This window comes from Pseudomonas sp. SDO52101_S400 (assembly GCF_054071635.1).
Map to the genome: position 1 here is coordinate 1 of NZ_JBSVWF010000086.1, position 17,531 is coordinate 17,531.

8 protein-coding genes are annotated in these 17,531 nt (G+C 61.6%); 7 read left to right on the forward strand and 1 reads right to left on the reverse strand.

What is annotated here, in order from left to right:
- Window positions 1-8,144 (reverse strand): retention module-containing protein (locus ACW9HX_RS27265; RefSeq protein WP_457382970.1); only part of this gene is annotated, 8,144 nt, incomplete at its 3' end.
- Between the two features lie 360 nt (window positions 8,145-8,504).
- Between ACW9HX_RS27265 and ACW9HX_RS27270 the strand changes: the two genes are divergently transcribed.
- The 7 genes from ACW9HX_RS27270 (at window position 8,505) to ACW9HX_RS27300 (ending at window position 17,469) form a co-directional block, all read left to right on the forward strand.
- Window positions 8,505-9,857, forward strand: a complete 1,353-nt coding sequence (locus tag ACW9HX_RS27270; RefSeq protein ID WP_457382971.1) for a TolC family outer membrane protein — start codon at window positions 8,505-8,507, stop codon at window positions 9,855-9,857.
- Between the two features lie 34 nt (window positions 9,858-9,891).
- Window positions 9,892-12,048, forward strand: coding sequence for a type I secretion system permease/ATPase (locus ACW9HX_RS27275; RefSeq protein ID WP_457382972.1), 2,157 nt, complete (start codon window positions 9,892-9,894; stop codon window positions 12,046-12,048).
- Window positions 12,038-13,405: an HlyD family type I secretion periplasmic adaptor subunit gene (locus ACW9HX_RS27280; RefSeq protein WP_432218215.1), complete on the forward strand. Its 1,368-nt coding sequence runs from the start codon at window positions 12,038-12,040 to the stop codon at window positions 13,403-13,405. Before ACW9HX_RS27275 ends, ACW9HX_RS27280 begins: the two co-directional genes overlap by 11 nt.
- Before the next feature lie 370 nt (window positions 13,406-13,775).
- Entirely contained in the window at window positions 13,776-14,672 is an 897-nt protein-coding gene (locus ACW9HX_RS27285; protein WP_457382973.1) for a TauD/TfdA dioxygenase family protein, read from the forward strand.
- Between the two features lie 18 nt (window positions 14,673-14,690).
- The gene (locus tag ACW9HX_RS27290) at window positions 14,691-15,716 is read left to right on the forward strand and encodes an ABC transporter substrate-binding protein (protein WP_134825062.1); all 1,026 of its coding nucleotides are present in this window, start codon (window positions 14,691-14,693) and stop codon (window positions 15,714-15,716) included.
- Between the two features lie 5 nt (window positions 15,717-15,721).
- Window positions 15,722-16,582: an ABC transporter ATP-binding protein gene (locus ACW9HX_RS27295; protein WP_457382974.1), complete on the forward strand. Its 861-nt coding sequence runs from the start codon at window positions 15,722-15,724 to the stop codon at window positions 16,580-16,582.
- Window positions 16,583-16,602: 20 nt separating this feature from the next.
- Window positions 16,603-17,469 (forward strand): ABC transporter permease, encoded by an 867-nt coding sequence (locus ACW9HX_RS27300; protein WP_457382975.1) that lies wholly within the window; start codon window positions 16,603-16,605, stop codon window positions 17,467-17,469.
- Window positions 17,470-17,531: the final 62 nt, after the last annotated feature.

Here is a 17,531-nt window from a genome sequence, read left to right on the forward strand (position 1 = left end):
ATCACAGCACCGTTCGACAGGGTCACGGTGACCGGCGTGCCGGCCGGGTTGGTCAGGGTCGCGGTGTAAACGATCGAACCGCCCTCGGCCACGGAACCTGTAGCGCTCAGGGTCAGGTTGGTAGTGTCGACGGTGTCGGTGACGGTGGTGCTGACCGGCGTTTTGTCGGCGACGAGGTTCTCGTAATTGCCGCCAGTCACGCCGGTGATTGCGTTGGTCAGCGGCGCGTGGCCGTTGAGCGCATCGTTCGGCGCGGTGGTGGTCACGGTGCCGGTGGTTTTGCCCACCTCAATGGTGATCGACTGACCGTTGGACAGAGTCACTGTGACTGGCGAACCAGTGACCGGTGCGCCAACAGTCGCAGTGTAAGTGACTGTGCCACCTTCAGCCGCCGACTCAGTTGCGGTCAGTTTGACCGTGGTTGTGTCGATGGTGTCAGTGACCTGGGTCACCGCAGGAACGGTGCTTGGCACCAGGTTCTCGAAGTTGCCGCCAGTGGCCGTCGAAATGGTTGCCTCGACTTTGCCGGCGTCTTTGTAGACGTCGTCCGCTGGAGCCGCAACGGTCACGGTGCCGGTGGTTTTACCGGCCTCGATGGTGATCACAGCACCGTTCGACAGGGTCACGGTGACCGGCGTGCCGGCCGGGTTGGTCAAAGTCGCGGTGTAAACGATCGAACCGCCCTCGGCCACAGAGCCTGTAGCGCTCAGTGTCAGGTTGGTGGTGTCGACAGTGTCGGTGACCGTGGTCGAAACCGGCGTTTTGTCGGCCACGAGGTTTTCGTAGTTGCCGCCCGTTACGCCGGTGATCGCGTTGGTCAGCGGTGCGTGGCCGTTCAACGCATCGTTCGGCGCGGTGGTGGTCACAGTGCCAGTAGTTTTACCCACTTCAATCGTGATGCTTTGACCGTTGGCCAGGGTAACCACAACCGGCGAGCCGGTCACAGGTGCGCCAACCGTCGCGGTGTAAGTAACGGTGCCACCTTCGGCCGCTGTTTCGGAAGCGGTGAGCTTCACGGTCGTCGTGTCGATGGTGTCGGTGACTTCGGTCACGGCCGGAACGGTGCTAGGCACCAGGTTCTCGAAGTTGCCACCGGTTGCATCCTTGATGGTGACTTCGACTTTGCCGGCGTCCTTGTAGACGTCATCGGCCGGAGCCGGAACGGTTACGGTACCGGTGGTTTTACCCGCGTCGATGGTGATGACGGCGCCGTTGCTCAACGTCACGGTCAGCGGAGTGCCGGCCGGGTTGGTCAGGGTCGCGGTGTAAACGATCGAGCCACCTTCGGCCACGGTGCCGGTCGCGGTCAGCGACAGGTTGGTGGTGTCGACGGTGTCGGTGACGGTGGTGCTGACCGGAGTCTTGTCCGCTACGAGGTTCTCGTAGTTGCCGCCGCTTACGTCGGTGATCGAGTTGGTCAGCGGTGCATGGCCGTTCAACGCGTCGTTAGGCGCGGTGGTGGTCACGGTGCCGGTGGTCTTGCCGACTTCAATGGTGATGGTCTGGCCGTTGGACAGGGTCACGGTGACTGGCGAACCGGTCACAGGTGCGCCAACCGTCGCGGTGTAAGTAACGGTGCCGCCTTCTGCCGCCGACTCGGTCGCGGTCAGTTTGACCGTGGTGGTGTCGATGGTGTCGGTGATCTGGGTCACCGCAGGAACGGTGCTCGGCACCAGATTCTCGAAGTTGCCGCCAGTGGCCGTCGAAATGGTTGCTTCGACTTTGCCCGCGTCCTTGTAGACGTCGTCCGCCGGAGCCGCAACGGTTACGGTGCCGGTGGTTTTGCCGGCCTCGATGGTGATCACGGCGCCGTTCGACAGGGTCACAGTCACCGGAGTACCCGCCGGGTTGGTCAGGGTCGCGGTGTAGGTGATCTGGCCACCTTCGGCCACGGAGCCAGTGGCGCTCAGGGTCAGGTTGGTGTTGTCGACGGTGTCGGTCACGGTGGTGCTGACCGGAGTTTTGTCAGCAACCAGATTCTCGTAGTTGCCACCGCTCACGCCAGTGATCGAGTTGGTCAGCGGCTCGTGACCGTTCAGCGCATCGTTCGGAGCGGTGGTGGTCACGGTGCCAGTGGTTTTACCGACCTCGATGGTGATTTGCTGACCGTTGGCCAGGGTCACGGTGACCGGAGAACCCGTCACCGGTGCGCCAACAGTCGCGGTGTAGGTAACGGTGCCACCTTCAGCCGCCGACTCGGTCGCGGTGAGTTTCACCGTGGTGGTGTCAATAGTGTCGGTGACGTTGGTCACGGCTGGAACGGTGCTTGGTACCAGGTTCTCGAAACCGCCACCGGTGACGGTCGAAATGGTCGCTTCGACTTTGCCCGCATCCTTGTAGACGTCATCGGCCGGAGCCGGAACGGTCACGGTGCCAGTGGTTTTGCCGGCCTCGATGGTGATCACGGCGCCGTTCGACAGGGTCACGGTCACCGGGGTGCCGGCCGGGTTGGTCAGGGTTGCGGTGTAGACAATAGAACCGCCCTCGGCTACCGAATCGGTGGCCGTCAGGTTCAGGTTGGTGGTGTCGACAGTGTCCGATACCGAGGTGTTTGCCGGTTTGCTGTCGACCGCCAGGTTCTCGTAGTTGCCGCCGGTGGCCTTGTCGATGGTTACGCTCAGCGAGCTGCCGCCGGCCAGTGGGCTGTTCGGCGCGACGAAATTCACGGTGCCGGTGGTCTCGCCGACGGCGATGGTGATGGTCTGGCCGTTGGACAGGGTCACGATGACTGGCGAGCCGGTCACTGGCGCCGTCACGGTCGCGGTGTAGACCACGGTTTCGCCTTCGGCGACGTTGGCGGTTGCGGTCAGCGACACGGTGGACGTGTCGATGGTGTCACTGACAGTGGTGACCGCCGGGGTGGTGCTGGTGACCAGGTTTTCGAAGTCGCCACCGGTGGCGCCCTTGATGGTTGTTTCAACGGTGCCGGCGTCCTTGTAGACGTCGTCCTTCGGTGCATCGACGGTCACGGTGCCGGTGGTCTTGCCGGCCTCGATGGTGATGACGGCACCGTTGCTCAAGGTCACGGTCACCGGAGTGCCCGCAGCGTTGGTCAGGGTCGCGGTGTAGGTGATCTGGCCACCTTCGTTGACTGCCGGCGTCGCACTCAGAGTCAGGTTGGTGGTGTCGACGGTGTCAGTGACGGTGGTGCTGACCGGCGTTTTGTCGGCCACCAGATTTTCGTAGTTGCCGCCGCTCACGCCGGTGATCGAGTTGGTCAGCGGCTCATGACCGTTGAGCGCGTCGTTCGGCGCGGTGGTGGTCACGGTACCGGTGGTTTTGCCGACTTCGATGGTGATGCTCTGACCATTCGACAGGGTCACGGTCACAGGCGAACCGGTGACAGGCGCGCCAACGGTGGCGGTGTAGGTAACGGTACCGCCTTCAGCAGCGGATTCGGTCGCGGTCAGTTTGACGGTCGAGGTGTCGATTGTGTCGGTGACTTCGGTGACGGCCGGAACGGTGCTTGGCACCAGGTTCTCGAAGTTGCCGCCGGATGCATCCTTGATGGTGACTTCGACTTTGCCCGCATCCTTGTAGACGTCATCCGCTGGAGCCGGAACGCTTACGGTACCGCTGGTCTTGCCGGCTTCGATGGTGATGACAGCGCCGTTGCTCAGTGTCACGGTCACCGGCGTGCCGGCCGGGTTGGTCAGGGTGGCGGTGTAGATGATCGAACCACCCTCGGCCACGGAACCGGTAGCGCTCAGGGTCAGATTAGTGGTATCGACGGTGTCGGTAACCGTAGTTGAAACCGGAGTCTTGTCGGCGACGAGGTTCTCGTAATTGCCGCCCGTCACGCCTGTGATTGCGTTGGTCAGCGGAGCTTGGCCGGTCAATGCATCGTTTGGCGCAGTAGTGGTCACGGTGCCGGTGGTTTTGCCCACCTCGATGGTGATCGACTGACCGTTGGACAGGGTCACAGTGACTGGCGAACCCGTCACAGGTGCGCCGACGGTGGCGGTGTAGGTAACGGTACCGCCTTCAGCAGCGGATTCGGTCGCGGTGAGTTTCACCGTGGTGGTGTCGATGGTGTCGGTGACTTCGGTCACGGCCGGAACAGTGCTCGGAACCAGGTTCTCGAAGTTGCCACCGGTGGCGGTCGAAATAGTCGCTTCGACTTTGCCGGCGTCCTTGTAAACGTCATCGGCAGGCGCCGGGACGCTTACCGTGCCGGTGGTTTTACCGGCCTCGATGGTGATTACAGCGCCGTTCGACAGGGTCACGGTCACCGGCGTACCGGCCGGGTTGGTCAGGGTGGCGGTGTAAACGATCGAACCGCCCTCGGCCACGGAGCCGGTAGCGCTCAGGGTCAGGTTGGTGGTGTCGACAGTGTCGGTGACGGTGGTGCTGACCGGCGTTTTGTCGGCTACGAGGTTTTCGTAATTGCCGCCCGTCACGCCAGTGATCGAGTTGGTCAGTGGCTCATGACCGTTCAATGCATCGTTCGGCGCGGTGGTGGTGACGGTGCCAGTGGTTTTACCGACTTCGATAGTGATCGACTGACCATTGGCCAGGGTCACGGTGACCGGAGAACCGGTTACAGGCGCGCCAACCGTGGCGGTGTAAGTGACGGTGCCACCTTCAGCCGCGGTTTCGGAAGCGGTCAGCTTCACGGTCGTTGTGTCGATGGTGTCAGTCACGTCAGTGACAGCCGGAACGGTGCTTGGCACCAGGCTCTCGAAGTTGCCGCCGGACGCATCCTTGATGGTCACTTCGACCTTGCCGGCGTCTTTGTAGACGTCATCAGCAGGCGCCGGAACGGTCACGGTGCCGGTGGTTTTGCCCGCTTCGATGGTGATGACGGAGCCGTTGCTCAACGTCACGGTCACCGGGGTGCCAGCCGGATTGGTCAGCGTCGCGGTGTAGACGATCGAACCGCCCTCGGCAACGGAACCGGTGGCGCTCAGCGACAGGTTGGTGGTGTCGACGGTATCGGTCACGGTGGTGCTGACCGGGGTTTTGTCAGCCACGAGGTTTTCGTAGTTGCCGCCGCTCACGCCAGTGATCGAGTTGGTCAGCGGTTCGTGGCCGTTGAGCGCATCGTTTGGTGCGGTGGTGGTGACGGTACCGGTGGTCTTGCCGACTTCGATGGTAATGGTCTGGCCGTTGGCCAAAGTGACAGTCACTGGCGAGCCGGTCACAGGCGCGCCAACCGTCGCGGTGTAGGTGACGTTGCCACCTTCAGCAGCGGTTTCGGAAGCGGTCAGCTTCACGGTCGTCGTGTCGATGGTGTCAGTCACGTCAGTGACAGCCGGAATGGTGCTTGGTACCAGGCTCTCGAAGTTGCCGCCGGAAGCATCCTTGATGGTCACTTCGACCTTGCCAGCATCTTTGTAAACGTCATCGGCAGGTGCCGGAACCGTCACGGTGCCAGTGGTTTTGCCAGCCTCGATGGTGATGACGGAGCCGTTGCTCAATGTCACGGTCACCGGCGTGCCAGCCGGGTTGGTCAATGTGGCGGTGTAAACGATCGAACCGCCCTCGGCAACAGAGCCAGTGGCGCTCAAGGTCAGGTTGGTAGTGTCGACGGTATCGGTGACCGTAGTCGAAACCGGTGTTTTATCGGCCACGAGGTTTTCGTAATTGCCGCCGCTCACGCCAGTGATCGAGTTGGTCAGTGGCGCCTGTCCATTCAGCACATCGTTTGGCGCCGTGGTGGTCACGGTACCAGTGGTCTTGCCCACCTCGATGGTGATCGACTGGCCGTTGGCCAGCGTCACGGTCACCGGAGAACCGGTCACAGGCGCGCCAACAGTAGCGGTGTAAGTGACAGTACCGCCTTCGGCCACCGAAGTATCAGCCGTCAGTTTGACGGTCGAAGTGTCGATGGTGTCGGTCACTTCAGTGACGGCCGGAACGGTGCTCGGCACCAGGTTTTCGAAGTTGCCACCGGACGCATCCTTGATGGTCACTTCGACTTTGCCGGCATCCTTGTAGACGTCGTCGGCAGGGGCCGGAACCGTCACGGTGCCGGTGGTTTTACCGGCCTCGATGGTGATCACCGAGCCATTGCTCAACGTCACCGTTACCGGAGTACCGGCCGGGTTGGTCAATGTCGCGGTGTAAACAATCGAACCGCCCTCGGCCACGGAACCAGTGGCGCTCAGGGTCAGGTTGGTGATGTCGACGGTATCGGTGACGGTGGTCGAAACCGGAGTCTTGTCGGCGACGAGATTCTCGTAATTGCCGCCCGTCACGCCATTGATCGAGTTGGTCAGTGGCTCGTGACCGTTCAATGCATCGTTCGGCGCGGTGGTGGTGATGGTGCCAGTCGTCTTGCCAACTTCGATGGTGATGGTCTGGCCGTTGGCCAACGTGACAGTTACAGGCGAGCCGGTTACAGGCGCGCCAACCGTGGCGGTATAGGTGACAGTACCGCCTTCAGCTGCCGACTCGGTCGCGGTCAGTTTGACCGTGGTGGTGTCAATGGTGTCAGTGACTTCGGTGACGGCCGGAACGGTGCTTGGCACCAGGTTCTCGAAGTTGCCGCCGGAAGCATCCTTGATGGTCACTTCGACTTTGCCGGCGTCTTTATAAACGTCATCGGCAGGTGCCGGAACGGTCACGCTGCCGGTGGTTTTGCCAGCTTCGATGGTGATGACGGAGCCGTTGCTCAACGTCACGGTCACCGGCGTGCCGGCCGGGTTGGTCAATGTGGCGGTGTAAACGATCGAACCGCCCTCGGCCACGGATCCGGTGGCGCTCAGCGACAGATTGGTGGTGTCGATGGAATCGGTGACGGTGGTGGTCGCTGGTGTCGTGTTCGGCACCAGATTCTCGAAGTTTCCGCCGGTAGCGCCGGTAATCGTGGTGCTGACGGTGCCGCCGTTGTTGTAGACGTCATTCGGCGCCGTCGGCACGTTGACGCTGCCGCTGGTCTGGCCGGCGCCGATGGTGATGGTCGAGCCGTTCGACAACGTGACGGTGACCGGTGTCTGCGCCGGGTTGGTCAGCGTCGCGGTGTAGGTGATCTGGCCGCCTTCGACCACGGTGCCCGTAGCAGTCAGGGTCAATCCGGTGATGTCTTTCGAGTCGACAATCGTGGTGACGGCCGGCGTCGGGTTCGGCACCAGGTTTTCGAAGTTGCCACCAGTGGCACCAGTGATCGTGGTGGTGACGGTGCTGCCGTTGTTATAGACGTCATTTGGCGCGGTCGGCACGTTGACGGTGCCGGTGGTCTGGCCGGCACCGATGGTGATGGTCGAGCCGTTGGACAGGGTGACGGTGACCGGCGTCTGGGCCGGGTTGGTCAGGGTCGCGGTGTAGGTGATCTGGCCACCTTCGGTGACGCTGTTGCCCGCCGTCAGGGTGACGGTAGTGGTGTCGATGGTGTCGGTGACCTGGGTCACGGCCGGGGTGGTCGGCACGGTGACGGTAATGCCGTTGCCGCCGGTGGTGCCGGTGACGGTCACGTTGATCTGGGTCGGGTCGTTGTAGACCGTATCGTTCGGTGCCAGCGGCACGTTGACGGTGCCCGTGGTCGAGCCTGCCGGAATTACGATCACCGCGCCGTTGGACAGGGTGATGGTCAGGTCGGTCAGCGGCGCCTGGGTCAGGGTCGCGGTGTACACCAGCACGCCGCCGGCTTCGGTGATGGTCGGCGTGGCGCTGAGGCTCAGGGTCGAGTCGCGCAGGGCGTTGGCGTTGGTATCGGTGTTCTGGCCACCGGTGATGTTCTGGGCGGCCTGGCCGGCAGAGTTGATGCCCGCGGTCGGGAAACCGATGGTCGGATCGACACGGCCAGCGGTCGCATCGAGCATCACGAAGCTGTGGCCGCCCCCGGCGGCACCGCCAGTACCTGCGGCACTCGGGCCGGCAGCGGTGGCTTCAAGGGCGGTGGTCGGGTCGGCACCGGCAGCGATGGCTTGCTGCAGTTCTTCAACGGACGGCGCGGCTTGCGCAGTGGCCTCGGCCAGGTCGGTGCTGGAATCCGGGGTGCTGGCGCTCCACTGCGTGTCGCGACCCAGATCCAGAGTGCGGCCATCGGCCAGTTCCAGGGACACGGCACCGGAAACGCCAGTATCTACCTGATCGCCGACGAACAGGCGGTCGCCTTCAACGAGTACGCGACGGACGCCCTCTGGGGACACCACGAAAACCTGACCGACAATGCTTTTGACGATGGCAACAACACTGCTCATTGAAGACTCTCCGGGTGTCACGTTCAGTTGACTTCCATAGACCTGATGGCTTTTCTGCGCCGATTCAGTCTGGACGTACTTTTTAAAAAATGTGAATCAAGTTTGACACTGTGATGTGTCAATATTTTGGCTAGAATCTTTCGCTATTAACTTTATGCCAAACTATTGACCTTATGGATGCCATCCTAAACAATCGTCCCACTAATGTCACATTGATATTTACGCGGCGACTTGCCCTTGAGCATGTGATCCAGTTCCGGTTTTAAAATTTCCGACATACGGTCATTCCGGTTGCCATCATCCGACGCAGCACCCTTATTTGCTGTGATTCACGACAAGAAGTTCTGGGAAATCCTTACCATGCGTTCGCACCTGTTCAAGGCACTGCCTTTCGCTCTCGCCGCGTCATTCGCACAAGCACAATCTCTACCCGAAGCCATGCAACAGGCACTGGATGTCCATCCGGAAATTCAGGCAGGGGTCAACAGTCGTTTGGCCGCGGATTATCAATTAAAGGCGGCCAAAGGTGGATACCTGCCAAAGGTCGATCTGCTCGGCGGTTATGGCCGTGAAGGCACCGACAGCGTCACCACCCGTGCCAACGGCGGTGGCAATCACTGGGAAACCCTGAACCGCGGCGAGTCGAGTGTGCGCCTGTCGCAAATGGTTTTTGACGGTTTTGCGACGTCCAGCGAAGTCGGGCGTCAACAAGCCACCGTCAACTCCCGCGCCTATTCCTTGCTTGGCACCTCCGAACGCACTGCGCTGACCGTGGCCCAGGTTTATCTGGATGTGCTGACCCGCCGCGAATTCGTGCGTCTGGCCGAGGAAAACCTCAAGAGCCACCAGCGCATTTACGACCAGATCCAGTTGCGCACCCAACGCGGCGTCGGCAGCGGCGCCGACCTCGATCAGGCCGAAGCGCGGATGGCCCAGGCCCGCAACAACCTGATCACCGAGCAGACCAATCTGGCCGACTCGGAAACCAACTTCCTCAGCGCCGTCGGCCAGATGCCCGATCAACTGGAGCGTCCTGCGCCGTTCATGGCGATGATGCCGGCCAACCTCAATGAAGCGCGTCAGCAGATGTTGGAAAACAGCCCGATCCTGCGCTCGGCCGAATCCGATATCGCCGCTGCCGAGAAGCAGTACGAAACCGCCAAATCGACCTTCTACCCGCGTTTCGATGCCGAGTTGGGCCGCACCGCCGACAACGACCTCGACGGTCAGAACGGTCACAACAATGAATGGCAGGCGATGCTGCGCATGCGCTTCAACCTGTACTCCGGTGGCAGCAACAAGGCTGACCTGGAGTCCAAGTCCTACCTGTCGAACCAGGCGCTGGACATCCGCAACAACGCTTTGCGCCAGTTGAACGAAGAGCTGGGCCTGGCCTGGAACGCCCTGAACAACGCCAACGCCCAGGTGCCGATTGCTCAGCAGTACGTTGATCACAGCACTGCGGTGCGTACCGCGTACCAGCGCCAGTTCAGCCTCGGCGAACGAACCCTGCTGGATTTGCTCGACAGCGAAAACGAACTGTTCACCGCTTCGCGCCGTCTGGCCGAGATCAAAAACATTCAGTTATTTACTCAGTACCGAATCAAGGCGACCATGGGCGAGTTGCTCAAGAGCCAGGGAGTGGTCGCACCGTTGGCATCCGTCGTGCAGAACGACGTGAAGCCCAAGGTCCAACTGCCCGGGATGAATTGAGTTGTCCCTTTTCAACTGTTAAAGAGTGTCGAGCGTGGAATCAGAAGTCAGTCGAGTTCATCTCAGTCATGATCCACGCGCGTTGCACGACGATCCGTTACTGGATGGCCTGCTCGCCCTTTGCATGCTGCACCAGAAACCCGCCAGCGCGGCGATGCTGACCACCGGTTTGCCGCTGCCCAAGCAACGCCTGAGTGTCGAACTGCTGCCCCGTGCAGCGGCGCGCGCCGGGCTGCAAGGGCGGGTGCTGCAACGCAAGCTGGAAGAGATTCCGGCCATCGCCATGCCGGCGCTGTTGCTGCTCAAGGATGGCCGCAGCGCTGTCCTGCTCGGCTGGCAGGGTGAGAACGAAGCCCGGGTGCTGCTCAGCGAAAGCGACGGCGGCGAGTCCCTCGTCAACCGTGAGCTGCTGGCGGACGACTACCTCGGCAAAGTGTTCTTCGCCCAGCCTCAGCACAAATTCGACGTCAACCACGGCACGCTGATCCCCCGCGCTCGCTCGTGGTTCCGCGACACCCTCAAGCGCTCGCGCTGGCTGTATGCCGACGCCATCGCTGCCAGTTTCCTGATCAACATCATCGCCATGGCCGCGCCGCTGTTCGTGATGAACGTCTACGACCGCGTGGTGCCGAACCAGGCCGAAGCGACCCTGTGGGTTCTCGCACTGGGGATCACCGGCGCCTACATCTTCGACCTGATCCTCAAGAGCCTGCGCAGCCTGTGCCTGGACCTGGCCGGCAAGAAAACCGACCTGATCATCTCCGCCACGCTGTTCGAACGCATCGTCGGCATGGCCATGAAATACCGGCCGGCGCGGGTCGGCAGCTTTGCCCAGAATATCCACGAGTTCCAGAGCCTGCGCGACTTCCTCGCCTCGCTGACCCTGACCAGCCTGATCGACCTGCCGTTCACCATCCTGATCTTCATCGTCATCGCCATTCTCGGCGGGCATCTGGTGTGGATTCCGGTGCTGGCCTTCCCGATTGCCCTGTTGATCGGCTACGCGTTGCAGAAGCCGCTGGTGGCCACCATGGAGCGCACCATGGCGCTGGGCGCCGAGCGTCAGTCGAGCCTGATCGAAACCCTCGCCGGCCTCGACGCGGTGAAGGTCAACAACGCCGAAAGCGAACGCCAGTACCAATGGGAACAAACCATCGGCACCCTCAGCCGCCTCGAGCTGCGGGTGAAAATGCTTTCCGGCCTGGCGATGAACATCACGTTGCTGATCCAGCAACTGGCTGGCGTGATCATGATCGTCTTCGGCGTGTACCAGATCATCGCCGGCAACCTGAGCATGGGCGGCCTGATTGCCTGCTACATGCTCAGTGGCCGCGCACTGAGCCCGCTGGCGTCGCTGTCCGGTCTGCTGACTCGTTACCAGCAGGCGCGGGTGACCATGACGTCGGTCGACCAGATGATGGAACTGCCGCAAGAGCGCAATTTCGAAGAGCGCCCGCTGAGCCGCAAGGTCCTGCAAGGCGCCATTGAATGCCGTCAGCTCAACTTCACCTACCCGGATCAACAGAACCCGGCGCTGAAGAACATCAACCTGGTGATTCGTCCCGGCGAGAAGATCGGCATCATTGGCCGCAGCGGCTCGGGCAAGAGCTCGCTGGCCAAACTGCTGGTCGGCCTTTATCAGCCGGACGACGGGGCGTTGCTGGTGGACGGCGTCGACATCCGCCAGATCGACGTCAGCGAGCTGCGCTACAACATCGGCTACGTGCCACAGGACATCCAACTGCTGGCCGGCACCCTGCGCGACAACCTGATTTCCGGCGCCCGTTACGTCGAGGACGAGCTGGTGCTGCAAGCCGCCGAACTGGCTGGCGTGCATGAATTCGCCCGCCTGCATCCGCAGGGTTATGAACTGCAAGTCGGCGAGCGCGGGCAGAACCTGTCCGGCGGCCAGCGCCAGAACGTCGCCCTGGCCCGGGCGCTGTTGCTCAATCCGCCGATCCTGCTGCTCGACGAACCGACCAGTGCCATGGACAACACCGGCGAAGAACGCCTCAAGCAACGCCTCGCAGCCGTCGTTGAAAACAAGACCGTGGTGCTGGTGACGCACCGGGCATCGCTGCTGTCGCTGGTGGATCGTCTGCTGGTGATCGACCGCGGGCAGATTCTCGCCGATGGCCCGAAAGCCGCCGTGATGGAAGCGTTGAAGAAGGGGCAGATCAGTGTTGCTTAAGTCGGGTTTCAAGGATTCGATCCGTCGCTACTTCAAGGGCTCTGCATCGCTGCAGGGCCAGCCGCTGCCGGAGGTCAACAAAGCCTTGATCGAGGACGCGCCGCGCGTGGTGCGGCTGACGATCTGGGCGATCATCGGTTTCTTCGTGTTCCTGATGCTCTGGGCCAATTTCGCCGTGATCGACGAAGTGACCAAGGGCGACGGCAAGGCGATTCCGTCGTCGAAGATCCAGAAAATCCAGAACCTTGAGGGCGGTATCGTCTCTGAGTTGTTCGTCAAGGAAGGCCAGATCGTCGAGGCCGGCGCACCGCTGGTTCGCCTGGACGACACGCGCTTCGCTTCCAACGTCGGCGAGACCGAAGCCGATCGCTTGTCGATGCTGCTGCGGGTCGAGCGCCTTAGCGCCGAGGTCGATGACCGGCCGCTGAATTTCCCCGAAGACGTGCTCAAAGCCGTACCGGGTCAGGCGAAGAGTGAAGAGTCGCTTTACGTCAGCCGTCGCCAGCAATTGCACGATGAAGTCGGCGGCTTGCAGGAACAGTTGATCCAGCGTCAGCAAGAGCTACGCGAGTTCACCTCGAAGCAGGCGCAGTACCGCCAGCAACTGGGCCTGCAACGCCAGGAAATCAACATGTCCGAGCCGCTGGTGGCCCAGGGCGCGGTGTCGCCGGTGGAAGTGCTGCGACTCAAGCGCGCTGAAGTGGAAACCCGTGGCCAGCTCGACGCTACCACCCTGGCGATCCCGCGTGCTGAATCGGCGATCAAGGAAGTACAACGCAAGATCGACGAAACTCGCGGCAAGTTCCGCAGCGAAGCCCTGACCCAGCTCAACGAGGCGCGCACCGACCTGAACAAGGCCCAGGCCACCGGCAAGGCGCTGGAAGACCGGGTCAGCCGCACGCTCGTCACCTCGCCGGTGCGGGGCATCGTCAACAAGATGCTGGTCAACACCATCGGCGGCGTGATCCAGCCGGGCAGCGACCTGCTGGAAATCGTGCCGCTGGACGACACCCTGCTGGTCGAAGCGAAGATCCGCCCGCAGGACATCGCGTTCCTGCATCCGGGTCAGGATGCCACGGTGAAATTCACTGCGTATGACTACACCATCTACGGCGGTTTGAAGGCCAAGCTGGAGCAGATCGGCGCCGACACCATCACCGACGAAGACAAGAAAACCACCTACTACATCATCAAGCTGCGCACCGAGCGCAGCCATCTCGGTACTGACGAGAAGCCGTTGCTGATCATCCCGGGGATGGTGGCGTCGGTGGATATCATCACTGGCAAGAAGACCGTCCTGAGCTATCTGCTCAAGCCGATCATCCGGGCGCGGGCCGAGGCGTTGCACGAACGTTAGATCTTCAACGGCCTTTCAGGCCTCTTCGCTGGCAAGCCAGCTCCCACAGGAATCTCGGTTGGAACACGATTGTGTGCTCAGCAAAGAACTCTGTGGGAGCGGGCTTGCCCGCGAAGGTGCCAGCCAAAACAACACATCCCGCCTATAAGTGACACAAAGCGTCACTCACTATTCAGTCCATTCCTCATCATCCGCCATATCGTTATTCAATAACGGTATTTAATTTCCAATTCTTATAGCTATAAAGTCAGCCTCCTGCGTACCTGCCGACCAATCGGCGCGCCGCACGACACGAACCAACACGCAATCCAGCGTGAGTTTCTGATCGACGCGCGCGCCCTTGAGCGTGCCGTGCGTGGGAGATTGATTGATGTCCGCAGCTACTGCTACCCCAAGCGCCGCGACTGTCGCGCCGCAAACCTTCGAGATCCGCCCGTTCAGCGGTGCCGTCGGCGCCGAAATCATCGGCCTCGACCTGACCCGTCCGGTCAACGATGAGGATTTCGGTCGCATTCACCGCGCGCACCTCGATCACCACGTCGTGGTGTTCCGCGACCAGCGCATCACCCCGCAGCAACAGATCGATTTCAGCCGCCGCTTCGGCGTGTTGCAGATCCACGTGCTCAAGCAGTTCCTGCTGGCCAATCACCCGGAAATCCTCATCGTTTCCAATATCGTCGAGAACGGCCAGAACATCGGCCTCGGTGATGCCGGCAAGTTCTGGCACTCGGACCTTTCCTATAAAGAGCTGCCGAGCCTCGGCTCGATGCTGCATGCACAGGAGCTGCCGTCCGAAGGCGGCGACACCCTGTTCGCCGACATGCACAAAGCCTGGGACAGCCTGCCCGACGCGCTGCGCAAAGCCGTCGAAGGCCGCTCGGCTGCGCATTCCTACACCGCGCGTTACAGCGAGACCAAATTCGAAGGCAACTGGCGCCCGACCCTGACCCCGGAGCAACTGGCCCAGGTCGCCGAGGTCGTGCACCCGGTGGTTCGCACCCACCCGGAAAACGGCCGCAAGGCGTTGTTCGTCAGCGAAGGCTTTACCACCCGCATCGTCGGCCTGCCTGAAGATGAAAGTAAGCAACTGCTCGACGAGCTTTACGCCCACAGCGTGCTGCCGCAGAACATCTATCGCCATCAATGGCAGCCCCACGACCTGGTGTTCTGGGACAACCGTTCGTTGATCCACCTTGCCGCCGGCTGCCCTGCGCACCTGCGCCGCAAGTTGTATCGCACCACCATCCAGGGCGACGCGCCTTTCTGATTTGCCGGAGATCCGATCATGTCCAAACGTCTTCCATTCGCACCGCTGGCAGCGGCCATCGGCCTCGGTTTCAGCCTGATCGCCGGCAGCCTGGTGGCGCCGACCGTGGCCCACGCCGAAGGTGAAATCCGCATCGCCGAACAGTTCGGCATTGTCTATCTGTTGCTCAATGTGGTGCGCGATCAGGGACTGATCGAGAAGTACGGCAAGCAGGAAGGGCTCGACATCAAAGTCGACTGGACCCAGTTGTCGGGCGGTGCGGCGGTCAACGATGCGCTGCTCTCCGGTTCCATCGATATTGCCGGCGCCGGCGTCGGGCCGCTGCTGACGATCTGGGACCGTACCCACGGCAAGCAGAACGTCAAGGCCGTGGCTTCGCTGGGCAACTTCCCGTACTACCTCGTCAGCAACAATCCGAAAGTCAAAACCATCGCTGATTTCACCGAGAAGGACCGAATCGCGGTGCCGGCGGTCGGGGTCTCGGTGCAGTCGCGTTTCCTGCAATACGCGGCCGCCAAACAGTGGGGTGACAAGGAATTCAATCGCCTCGACAAGTACACTATCGCCGTCCCGCACCCGGACGCCACCGCTGCGCTGATCGCCGGCGGCACCGAACTGACCGGGCACTTCTCCAACCCGCCGTTCCAGGATCAGGCGCTGCAGAACCCGAACGTGCACGTGGTGCTCAATTCCTATGACGTGCTCGGGCCGAACTCGCCGACGGTGTTGTTCGCCACCGAGAAATTCCGCAACGAGAACCCCAAGACCTACAAGGCCTTCGTCGAAGCGCTGACCGAAGCTGCGCAATTTGCGCAGAACGATAAAGGCGCAGCGGCGGACACTTACATCCGCGTGACCAAGGCCAAGATTGATCGCGCCGAACTGCTGAAAATCATCGATAACCCGCAGTTCGAATTCAGCGTCACGCCGAAAAACACCTACCCGCTGGCCGAGTTCCTCTACCGCGTCGGCGCGATCAAGAACAAACCTGAATCCTGGAAGGACTACTTCTTCCAGGACGCCAAACCGCTGCAAGGGAGCTGATCGACATGAACGCCCCTTTGCAAGGCCACGCGGCCAGCAACCCGATCGCCACAGCGCAGGCGCTGTTGGCGGTCGATCAGGTCAGCCTCGAATACCGCACGCCGCAGCGCGTCGTGCGTGCTACCCACCAAGTCAGTTTCGAAGTTGATCAGCAGGATCGCTTCGTGCTGCTCGGCCCGTCCGGTTGCGGTAAATCGACGTTGCTCAAAGCCGTCGCGGGGTTCATTACGCCGTGCGAGGGAGAGATCCGGCTGCAAGGCCAGCGTGTCGACGCGCCCGGGCCGGACCGGATCGTGGTGTTTCAGGAGTTCGATCAACTGCCACCGTGGAAAACCGTCAAACAGAACGTGATGTTTCCGCTGCTGGCCTCGCGCACGTTGAAGAAAAAGGAAGCCGAAGAGCGTGCGCTGCACTTTCTGGAGAAGGTCGGTCTGGCGGCCTTCGCCGATGCCTATCCGCATACCTTGTCCGGCGGAATGAAAGCGCGGGTGGCGATTGCACGGGCGCTGGCGATGCAGCCGAAAATCCTGCTCATGGACGAGCCTTTCGCCGCGCTGGATGCCCTGACCCGCCGCAAGATGCAGGAAGAGTTGCTGCTGCTCTGGGAGGAGGTGCGCTTCACCTTGCTGTTCGTCACCCACTCGATTGAAGAAGCACTGGTGGTGGGCAATCGCATCCTGCTGTTGTCGCCGCATCCGGGGCGGGTGAGGGCGGAAGTGCACAGCCATCAATACGATCTGCACAGCCTCGGCGGTGTGGCGTTTCAGGAATCGGCGCGGCGTATTCATCGGTTGCTGTTCGATGAAGGCCAGTCGCCGGAAACCGAGCGCGAACTGGATTTCACTGATATCCGCATCGCTTATTGAGCCGCCTGGAGGATTGCCCGATGAGCCATTCATCATCCGTACGTCAAGAATTCGAAAAAGATCTGCAACCGCTGACCAGCGTCCCGGTGGAACGCGAACTGCCGCTGGGCCAGCGCCTGTGGCAACAAGGCTGGCTGCGCAAAGGCGTGATCCTGATTCTGCTCGCAGTGCTCTGGGAAGTGGTGGCCCGGGTGCAGAACAACGATCTGTTGCTGCCGAGCTTTTTGCAGACCGGTCACGCGTTGTATGACGGCCTGCTCAGCGGAGAACTGCTTGGCAAGGTGTGGATTTCGCTGGTGGTGCTGCTCAAGGGTTACCTGATCGGCATCGTCCTGGCTTTCGCCCTGACCACGCTGGCGGTCTCGACCCAATTCGGCCGGGACTTGCTGAGCACCCTGACCTCGATGTTCAACCCGCTCCCGGCGATTGCTCTGTTGCCGTTGGCGTTGCTGTGGTTCGGCCTGGGCCAGAACAGCCTGATTTTCGTGCTGGTGCATTCGGTGCTGTGGGCGCTGGCGCTGAACACGTATGCCGGGTTTCTCGGGGTTTCGGAAACCCTGCGCATGGCCGGGCGCAATTACGGTTTGAAGGGCATGCGCTTTGTGCTGTTCATCCTGATTCCGGCGGCGCTGCCGTCGATCCTCGCCGGGCTGAAAATCGGCTGGGCATTCGCCTGGCGCACCCTGATCGCCGCCGAACTGGTGTTCGGCGCCACCAGCGGCAAGGGTGGCCTGGGCTGGTACATCTTCCAGAACCGCAACGAGTTGTACACCGACAAGGTGTTTGCCGGTCTGGCCGTGGTGATCCTCATCGGTTTGCTGGTGGAGAATCTGGTGTTCGACACGCTGGAGCGGGTGACGGTGAAGCGTTGGGGGATGCAGCGCTAAGATGTGTGCGGAAGCGGCTGGCCCTTTCGCGAGCAAGCCCGCTCCCACATTTGAAATGCATT